Raw genomic sequence first — 9,316 nt, forward strand, 5'->3', positions numbered from 1 at the left:
GTCGGGGGAGAGGACGGCATGGTTCCGCGGGGTCGGGCGCAGACGCCTTGGGTGTGACGCGGTTCAACCCCGGACCAGGCTTGGCCGTTCCATGGCAATCCGCCGCCGATCGACGACGCCGCGACGAGGAGACCTCGACCGGGCGTCAGCCGCCCTCGCGCTCCGGCAGCGGCGCCTCGACGGTGAGGACGAGGCCGCGGCTGCGGTAGTCGATCCGGGCCTCGCCGCCGAACTCGGCGGCCAGCACCCGCTCGATCATGCGCGTGCCGAAGCCGACCCGCGACGGCTTCTCCACCGGCGGGCCGTCGAGTTCCTCCCAGCGCATCAGCAGGCGCTTGGGCGCCGTCCCCTCGATGTCCCAGTTGAGGATCACCCGGCCGGACTCGTTCGAGAGGCCGCCATACTTCACCGCGTTGGTGGCGAGTTCGTGCAGCGCCATCACCACGGCGAGCGTCAGGCGGGAGTTGAGGCGCACCTCCGGACCGCCGACCCGGATGCGGTTGCGCGGGCTGACCCGGAACGGCTGCAGCGCGCTCTCCACCGCCTCGGCGAGGGTGACGCCGGCGGTGGCTTCCGAGGTCAGGATGTCGTGGGCGGTGGCGAGCGAGTTGAGGCGCGCGTCCAGCGTCCTGCGGGCGTCGTCGAGGGAGGCGGCGTTGCGCAGGGTCTGGTGCGCGATCGACTGGACCGTGGCGATGGAGTTCTTCACCCGGTGCTTCATCTCGGCGGCGAGCAGGGCGCGCTGCTCGTCGGCCCGCTTGCGCTCGGTCACGTCGAGCGAAATGCCGGCCATGGAGAGCGGCGCCCCGTCCGCCCGGTAAGAGGCGCGGCCGCGCAGCTGCACCCAGCGGATCTCGCCGTCGGGCGCCGAGACCCGGTGCTCCACGTCGTAATCGCTGCGGCGATCGATGGCCGCCTTCATCGCCGCCTGCATCCGCTCGCGATCGTCCGGCACCACCGCCTCGACGAGGTCGTCGTAGGTGAAGGGCTCGCCGAGCGGGCGGCCGAAATTCAGCTTGCACAGGTCGGAGGCGACGAGCCGGCGCTCGGCGAGGTCGAGGCTCCAGGCGCCGAGCCGGCCGGCGGCCAGCATGAATTCGAGGCGGTGCTCGCTGCGGGTGAGGTCGTCGTTGCGGCGCTCGACCTCCTGCTCCAGCGCGTCGCGGTCGCGCTGGAGCCGCACCATCCGGTCGCGCTCCAGCGTCACGTCGAACTGCGAGGCGAAGAAGTAGGTGAGCTGCCCCTCGTCGTCGAAGACCGGCGAGATCAGGAGGCGGTTCCAGAACACCTCGCCGTTCTTCTTGTGATTGAGCAATTCGAGCTCGACCGGCACCCGCCGCTCGATGGCGTCGCGGATGCGCGCCACGTCCCGCGGATCCGTCTCCGTCCCCTGCAGGAAGCGGCAGTTGCGCCCCAGAACCTCCTCGCGGCCGTAGCCGGTGAGCTTGATGAAGGCCTCGTTGGCGAAGATGATCGGGTTGTCGGGCCGGTGCGGGTCCGTGATGAGCATCGGCATTCGCGTCGCCTTGACGGCAGCGGCGAACGGATCGGAGCTGTCGGAGACGCGGACCAGTTCGGCATCGATCCGGTCCTGCTCGGCACTGCTGGTCACGTTCGAACGAAACTCCGCGGTTCAGGCACGACACACACCGCGGGCGGGCGGCGGCGCGTGCCGCCGGGACGGCTCACCCCCGGAACCATGAGGCCCGCTCTTATCACCTGCGTCGCGAAGCATCGCATCACAGGCTTGAGAGCGCCAGCACCCGATGCGATGGGCGTTTCGGGTCATGCGTATTCATCGGATGCGGCCACGCTGGAAGGCGGGGCGCCATCGACCGGGCCGTCCGCGAAGAGGTCGTCAGCCCCGGTAGAGGTCGGCGTGTTTCTCGCGCAGAAGATTCTTCTGCACCTTGCCCATGGCGTTGCGCGGCAAGTCCGACGCGAACAGGACGCGCTTGGGGCACTTGTACTTGGCGAGTCGCCCTTCGAGGGCCGCGAGGACCGCCGCCTCGTCGGGCGCGCCCGCGCCCGGCACCACCACCGCCGTCACGCCCTCGCCGAAATCGGGATGGGCGATGCCGATCACCGCGGATTCGACGACGCCGGGCAGCGCATCGATCTCGCTCTCGATCTCCTTCGGGTAGACGTTGTAGCCGCCGGTGATGATGAGATCCTTGCCGCGGCCGACGATGTGGACGTAGCCGTCGCGGTCGATCTTGCCGAGATCGCCGGTGATGAAGAACCCGTCCACCTTCAGCTCGGCGGCGGTCTTCTCCGGCATGCGCCAGTAGCCCAGGAACACGTTGGGCCCCTTGACCTCGATCATCCCGACCTCCTCGGGGCCGAGGGGCGCCCCGGTCTCGGGCTCGACCACGCGCAGGGTCACCCCCGGCAGCGGGAAGCCGACCGTGCCGGCCCGCCGCGGCCCCTCGTAGGGGTTCGAGGTGTTCATGTTGGTCTCGGTCATGCCGTAGCGTTCGAGGATGGCGTGGCCGGTGCGCTGCTCCCATTCCCGGTGCGTCTCGGCCAGCAGCGGCGCGGAGCCCGACACGAACAGGCGCATGTGCGAAGCCGCCTCGCGGGTCAGGCCCGGCTCCTTCAGGAGGCGGGTGTAGAAAGTCGGCACCCCCATCATGGCGGTGGCCCGCGGCATCAGCTCCAGGATCTTTTTCGCATCCAATCGGGGGAGAAACAGCATCGTGCCTCCGGTGGCGAGCACGATGTTGGTGGCCACGAACAGCCCGTGGGTGTGGAACACCGGCAGGGCGTGGATCAGCACGTCCCGCTCGGTGAAGTGCCAGTACTGCGCCAGCGTGAGCGCGTTGGAGACGAGGTTGTCGTGGCTCAGCATGGCGCCCTTGGAGCGCCCGGTCGTGCCCGAGGTGTAGAGGATCGCCGCGAGGTCGTCCGGCCCGCGGGGCACGTCGGCGAAATCGGGGCTCGCCGCGTCGGCGGCCTCGGCCATGCTGCCGCGGCCGGCGGCGTCGAGGGTGCGCAGCTGCGGCACGCCGGCCGCCCGGGCCACCGCCGACAGGTCGGCCTCACGGGCGGGGTCGCACACGAACAGGGCGGGCTCCGCGTCGCCGAGGAAATAGGCGATCTCGGGGCCGGTATAGGCGGTGTTGAGCGGCAGGAAGACCGCCCCAGCCCGCGCCGCGCCGAGATAGAGGAAGATCACCTCGGCGCTCTTCTCGACCTGCACCGCGACCCGGTCGCCGGGCTTCACCCCGAGGGCCCGGAGCGCGCCGGCATAGGCGCCGGAGCGGGCCAGCAGGTCGGCATAGCTGTAGCGCGCGCCCTCCGACGTCTCGATGAAGACCTTGGCGTCCGGCTCGGCCGGGCAGTGGGCGCGCACGAGGCCGAACAGGTGGTTGACGGTCGGTTCGGCCATCGCGGGTTTCCTCACCAAATGTCCTTCGATGGATCCTTGCGACGGATCCTTGCCCTCCGCATTGGCGCGGGCGCGCGCTTGGTTCAAGCGGGAAGGGTCGTGATCGGGCGCCGAGCGGTCTCACGCCGCCGCGCCTGTCAGCGTCACTCCGTCGGGATGCGCCCGACCGAGCAGAGGGTGCGCAGCGACCCGGCGCTGTCGGTGTAGCAGCTCGCCGACCAGCCGTTCTGCTGGATGAAGGACTTGCGCCCCTCGCTGAGCGCCGTCCGGTAGGCCCGCGCCAGGATCGGCTGCACCACCGAGGCGGGCTCGCCGACCACGAGTTCGGCCGCGATCGTCAGCTCGCGAAAATACTCCGCGGAGGGCGAGGGATCGCTGGAGGACGCCTGCACGATCGGCTGCGCGCGACAGGTGAGATCGAGCTTCACCCCGCTCGCCGCCCTCACGTCGATGCTCGGCCCGACCCGGCGGCCGGCCTTCTTCGCCCCCGTCGCCTGGGCGATGCGGGCGGCGAGCGCGTCGCACTCGTCGGCCCGCGTCTGCGCGGCGATGGACAGGAGGAACAGGGCGGCGAGAAGCGGGCGAAGCATGGCGGCAGTTCGGTCTCGAGGTCGTGGGTTCCAGCTGTCCGCGCCCGGCGGAAAGCCGGCGGATCGGGCGCCTTGCCGGCCTTCTTAGGACATCGGCCGGCCGATGGCTTCCGCTTTTCTCCCACCGCCCCGGGGGGCCGGCTTCGCCCAGGTCACGCTGTGGGCTCGCCTGTGGACGATCTCTCGAATGGCTTCCCGTGCCAGCCGCTTGGCCTGTGGACGGGCGCTGTGGAAGGATGTGGATGGCCGCCCGGGCTTGACCCTGGCCGGTCCGCAACGGAAACCTTCGCCGCCGCGCCGGGAGACGCGCTGGACACGATCGGAGGACCGAGGATGCCGAACCCGCCGAGCCTCAGACGGCACAAGCCGACGCGCGCGCCGCTCCTGATCGCGCTGGCCCTTGCGCTGGCCGGACCGGCGGCGGCCCAGGCGCCGTCCCAGGGCGAGCCGGCGGCGCAGCCGCGATCTTCCCGCGCCAAGGCGACGAATCCGCCGGTCCAGCCGATCCAGATCTGGGACGCGCGCATCGAGGGCGGGGACCTGCGCATCACCGGCAGCGCGCGCAAGAGCGGCGTGACCGTGATCCTCGACGACGACATCTCCGTCCTCTCCGACCGGCGGGGACGTTTCGAGTTCCGGCTGCCCTACCGCCCCCCGACCTGCGTCGCGGTGATCAAAGTCGGCGAGGACGAGCGCGAGGCGGTGGTCGCCAACTGCGCGCCGGAAGGGCCGGCCGGCAAGCCGGGCGACCCGGGTCCGGCTGGACCGCAGGGCACGGCGGGCCTTCAGGGACCGCCCGGTCCCGCGGGCGCCGCGGGGCCGAAGGGCGACCAGGGACCGAGGGGTGAGACCGGACCGAAGGGAGAAGCCGGGCCGGCCGGACCTCCGGGCGCGCCGGGAGCGAAGGGCGAGCCGGGGCCGAAGGGAGAACCGGGTTCGAAGGGCGAACGGGGCCCCAAGGGCGATACGGGACCGAAGGGCGATGCGGGCGCGAAGGGCGAGGCCGCCGCGACCGGGCCGGCGCCGTTCCGCGTCGTGCGGGCACGCGGCTGCACCGAGGCGGGCTGCACGCTCTCCTGCGAGGCGGGCGAGGTGCTGGCCTCGGCCACCTGTCAGACGGGCGGCGCGGCGACCCTCGACGGCGAGGCGAAGGCGTCCTGCGCCGCCGGCAGCGGCGGCATGGTCGGCATCTGCGCCCGGCCCTGATGAGACTGAGCTGGGGCCTGAGCCGGGCCTGGGCCGGGCTCAGTTCCGCCCATCGAGCCAGGCGAGCAGCCCCGTCGCCGCCGCCCGGCCGCTGGCGAAGGCGGCCTGGAGCAGGTAGCCGCCGGTCGGCGCCTCCCAGTCGAGCATCTCGCCGGCCAGGAACAGGCCGGGCCGCGCCCGCAGCATGAACCGGTCGTCGAGTTCGGCGAAGGGGACCCCGCCCGCCGTCGAGATCGCCCGGGCGATCGGGGCCGGCGCGAGGAGCCGCAGGGGCGCCGCCTTGATCGCCGCCGCCAGCGCGTCCGCCGCGCTCGGCAGGGCGTTGCCGTGCGCCTCGCGCAGCAGGCCGATGGCGGCGGGGCTCAGGGACGCCGCCTTGCGCAGGCGGGTGGACAGGCTCTCGCCGGGGCGGCTCCGGCCGAGGCGCGCCTCGAGGGCGTCCCGGTCGAGATCCGGGCGCAGGTCGAGGACGAGTTCGGCGACGCCGTCGCGCTCCACCGCCTCGCGGATCGGCCGCGAGAGCGCGTAGATCACGCCCCCCTCGATGCCGTCCGCCGTCGCGACCGCCTCGCCGCGGGCGCTCGCCGTACCGATTCGCGCGGCGAGGCGCTTGAGCGGCTCGCCCGCGAAGCGCTCCGCGAAATGCGCCGACCACGCGACCCGGAAGCCGACATTGGCGGGCCTGAGCGGCGCGACCGCGACGCCGTTCCCCTTCAGGAGCGGGACCCAGGCCCCGTCCGAACCGAGGCGCGGCCAGCTCGCGCCGCCGAGGGCGAGCACGGTCGCCCGCGGCCGGACGACCCGCGGACCCTCCGGCGTCTCGAAGGTGAGCGCCCCCTCCTCCAGGCCGACGAGCCGGTGCCGGGTGCGGATCGCGACGCCGAGGCCGTCGAGGCGGGCGAGCCAGGCACGCAGGAGCGGCGAGGCCTTGAAGCTCTCCGGGAACACCCGGCCGCTCGACCCGACGAAGGTGGTCTGCCCCAGCTCCTCGCACCACGCCCGCAACGCGTCCGGCGGATAGGCCGCGACCGCCGCCGGCAGGCGCGGATCGACGGGGCCGTAGCGCTCCAGGAAGTCCGGAAGCGGCTCGGAATGGGTCAGGTTGAGCCCGCCGCGCCCGGCGATGAGCAGCTTGCGGCCGACGGAGGGCATGCGCTCGTAGACCGTGACCGGCCGCCCCGCCCCGGCCAGCACCTCCGCCGCCGCGAGCCCCGCGGGGCCGCCGCCGACGATGGCGATGGCGATGGCGTTGTCTCGATCCGCATCCATGGTCCGCGGCAAGCCCCGGAGCGAGCGCCGCTGTCAAGCGCCTCTCCCGTTCCGGGCGGCAATCAAGGATGGAAAATCGCGCTGCCCTTGATTCGACGCGATCGGCCCTCTAACTGCCCGGCATCGGCTGCGGGCCCCTCTGGCGGAACGCGCACCGTGCCCCTCGCGATGCTCCCGGAATCCCGGTGAGGCCATTCGTCCGCCAATCCAGCGGACCGCTCGGGAGGGGGGCGGCAGACGCCTCCGCGATGTCGGAGCCGATGCTCTCCCGAAAGCGAAGCATCCGGTCCCGCGCAATGATGATGGAATTTCTCACCCACGAGTGGCTCGGCAAGCCCGTCTGGATGTGGCTCGGCTTCCACGCCCTGGTGGCCGGCCTGCTGGCCTTCGATCTCGGCCTGCTCCACCGCGACAAGAACCACGAGATCGGGGTGAAGGAGAGCCTGCTCCTCACCGCCTTCTACTTCACCCTCGGCCTCGCCTTCGGCGGCTGGATCTGGTGGATGCTCGGGTTCGACCCGGCCCAGGAATACGTGACCGGCCTCGTGATCGAGAAGTCGCTGTCGATGGACAACGTCTTCGTGATCGCGGTGATCCTCACCTCGCTCGGAGTGCCGCGGGTGGCGCAGCACCGGGTGCTGGTCTGGGGCATCCTCGCGGCGGTGCTGCTGCGCGGCCTGATGATCGGGCTCGGCTCGGCCCTGGTGCAGCAGGCGCACTGGGTGCTCTCGGTCTTCGCCGCCTTCCTGATCTACATCGGCATCAAGATGCTCGTCTCGAAGGAAGAGGACGAGCAGGACGTCCAGAACAGCGCCTCGATGCGCCTGCTCAGGAAGTGGGTGCGTATCACCGACAAGCCGGAGGGTCAGCGCTTCATCGTCCGCAGGCCGGATCCCGAGACGGGCAAGACCGTGCGCTGGCTGACGCCACTCGCCGTGGCGCTGGTGCTCGTCAACATCGCGGACGTGATCTTCGCCGTCGACAGCGTGCCGGCGATCTTCGCGATCACCACCGACCCCTTCATCGTCTACACCTCGAACATCTTCGCGATCCTGGGCCTGCGCGCGCTCTACTTCGCGCTGGCGGCGATGGTGGACCGCTTCGCCTACCTGAAGACGGCGCTCGCCCTGATCCTTCTGTTCATCGGCGCCAAGATCGTGGTGGCCGACACGCTGGAACTCGTCCACCTGCCGCCGTGGGTGTCGCTCCTCGTCACCCTGGTCCTGCTCACCCTCGGCGTCGTCTACAGCCTGTGGCGCACCCGCGGCGCGGCGGAGCCGGAGAACCAGAAATCCTCGGGGCAGGTCGCGCACCGGACCTGAGGGGCGGGAGATCCGCGCGAGCGCCTCTTCCCGATCCGGCACGCTTCGCCCGAGGCGTGTCGGACGGTTCGTTCACGATCCTGCGCAATGATGGGGACAGGCCGGGGAACCGGCTGCGTTCCCAGCGTATTCGGGCCCGACCATGCGGCGTTTCCTGACCGGCGGCATCAAGGCGATCCTGGCCATCGCCGTCCTCTCCACCGCCGCCCACTGGGCGATGCGCGTCCAGCGCGAGCCCGCCTCGCCGGCCCTGCCGGTCGCGGGGCTGGCCGACCCCGTCACCACGGGCTCCATCACCGCGCGGAAGGCCGAGCGCGGGAGCACGGAGGCGGAGATCGTGCCGGCCAGCATGAGCGGCCTCGATCAGGACCACCTCGCCAAGCTGATGGCCGGCGCCGCCTCGGAGCGGCCGAAGCTGCAGAAGGCGGTCGCCAAGCGCTAAGGCTCGCGTCATCGGGCCACAAAAAAGGCCGCCGGCCCGAAGGTCCGCAGCCTTGTCGTGCGCGGGAGCGGAAGCGAACGGCTTCTGATTGATCACTCCGGCAATTCCCCGAACTCCGTCATCACGAGCGTCAGCGAAGCGATCCAGAAGCGCGACATCTCCGGAAAGGTCGCGCTCTGGATTGCCACGGCTTCGCCTCGCAATGACGGAGGTGAGACCGAACCAATCCGTCGGACGTCGGATCAGGCCGCGAGCTGGCGCGGCTCGTGGCGGCCTTCCTTCACCTCCTCGACGATCTTGGCGCAGAAGGCGTCGAGATCGCCGGGATTGCGGCTGGTGATGATTCCGCCGTCGGTCACGACCTCCTTGTCCTGCCAGTTCCCGCCCGCGTTGATCACGTCGGTCCTGATCGAGGCGAAGGAGGTCACGGTGCGTCCCTTGACCGCGCCGGTCTCGATCAGCAGCCAGGGTCCGTGGCAGATCGCGGCGACGACCTTTCCGGAGGTGAGGAAGGCGCGCACCACGTCGAGCGCCTTCGGCTCGAGGCGCAGCTTGTCAGGGTTGATCTGCCCGCCGGGCAGCACCAGGGCGTCGTAGTCTTCGGGGTTCACGCTCTCGAGGTCGAGATCGACCGGCACGTCCTGGCCCCAATCGGTCTTGTCCCAGCCCCGGATCGTCGCCTTGGACTGGCGCGATTGCGGGCTCGCCACGGTGACCGTGGCACCGGCCTGCTTGAGCTTGGCCTGCGGCACCGTCAGCTCGCTCTCCTCGAAGCCGTCGGTGGCGACGATGAGGATCTTCGCCTCTCGGATATCGGGCATGCATTCGCTCCGTCCGTGTCGGGGGATTGCCGGGCCAACCGATCGCTCCCGGCGAGGTTCCGGCATCCGTCACGGCGTCGCACGACGGGAGAAGCGAGACGAAGGAGGAACGGAACCGGACCGGAGGGCATGTGTTGGACCGCCACTCTCCCAATCCTGCGAAGGAGGCGGTCCATGGCCAATCCCGGCGTCCCGACCCCCGAACCCACCCAGTGAGATATAAACATCAGACCCAGCCGACCATACAACGTTTGTATATGACGGTGGTGGCGCGA

General features: G+C 71.0%; 8 protein-coding genes. 3 read left to right on the forward strand and 5 right to left on the reverse strand.

Translation table 11 applies throughout. From position 1 onward, the window contains the following. Positions 1–145: 145 nt before the first annotated feature. The 3 genes from ABS772_RS11220 to ABS772_RS11230 form a co-directional block, all read right to left on the reverse strand. Positions 146–1,612 (reverse strand): PAS domain-containing protein, encoded by a 1,467-nt coding sequence (locus ABS772_RS11220; protein ID WP_350394534.1) that lies wholly within the window; start codon positions 1,610–1,612, stop codon positions 146–148. Positions 1,613–1,858: 246 nt separating this feature from the next. Beyond that, entirely contained in the window at positions 1,859–3,391 is a 1,533-nt protein-coding gene (locus ABS772_RS11225; RefSeq protein ID WP_350394535.1) for a malonate--CoA ligase, read from the reverse strand. Positions 3,392–3,534: 143 nt separating this feature from the next. Then, positions 3,535–3,981 (reverse strand): hypothetical protein, encoded by a 447-nt coding sequence (locus tag ABS772_RS11230; protein WP_350394537.1) that lies wholly within the window; start codon positions 3,979–3,981, stop codon positions 3,535–3,537. Positions 3,982–4,314: 333 nt separating this feature from the next. Here ABS772_RS11230 and ABS772_RS11235 point away from each other — a divergent pair, with 333 nt between their 5' ends. After that, on the forward strand, positions 4,315–5,187 hold the full coding sequence (locus tag ABS772_RS11235) for a collagen-like domain-containing protein (protein WP_350394539.1): 873 nt from the start codon (positions 4,315–4,317) through the stop codon (positions 5,185–5,187). 39 nt (positions 5,188–5,226) lie between these two features. On the opposite strand, the gene ABS772_RS11240 is transcribed toward ABS772_RS11235, so the two are convergent. After that, a complete protein-coding gene (locus tag ABS772_RS11240) occupies positions 5,227–6,456 on the reverse strand; it encodes a TIGR03862 family flavoprotein (RefSeq protein ID WP_350394541.1) in 1,230 nt (409 codons plus the stop codon). 296 nt (positions 6,457–6,752) lie between these two features. Between ABS772_RS11240 and ABS772_RS11245 the strand changes: the two genes are divergently transcribed. Both ABS772_RS11245 and ABS772_RS11250 read left to right on the forward strand, forming a co-directional pair. Further along, positions 6,753–7,778 carry a TerC family protein gene (locus ABS772_RS11245; RefSeq protein WP_350394543.1) on the forward strand — a complete coding sequence of 342 codons (1,026 nt, stop codon included), beginning with the start codon at positions 6,753–6,755 and terminating at the stop codon, positions 7,776–7,778. Between the two features lie 142 nt (positions 7,779–7,920). Then, positions 7,921–8,220, forward strand: coding sequence for a hypothetical protein (locus tag ABS772_RS11250; RefSeq protein WP_350394545.1), 300 nt, complete (start codon positions 7,921–7,923; stop codon positions 8,218–8,220). A gap of 242 nt (positions 8,221–8,462) precedes the next feature. Here the strand turns inward: ABS772_RS11250 and ABS772_RS11255 are convergent, their stop codons facing one another. After that, complete coding sequence (locus ABS772_RS11255) at positions 8,463–9,041, reverse strand: type 1 glutamine amidotransferase domain-containing protein (RefSeq protein ID WP_350394547.1); 579 nt, start codon at positions 9,039–9,041, stop codon at positions 8,463–8,465. Positions 9,042–9,316: the final 275 nt, after the last annotated feature.

Source organism: Methylorubrum podarium, from assembly GCF_040270385.1.
GTDB lineage: Bacteria > Pseudomonadota > Alphaproteobacteria > Rhizobiales > Beijerinckiaceae > Methylobacterium > Methylobacterium podarium.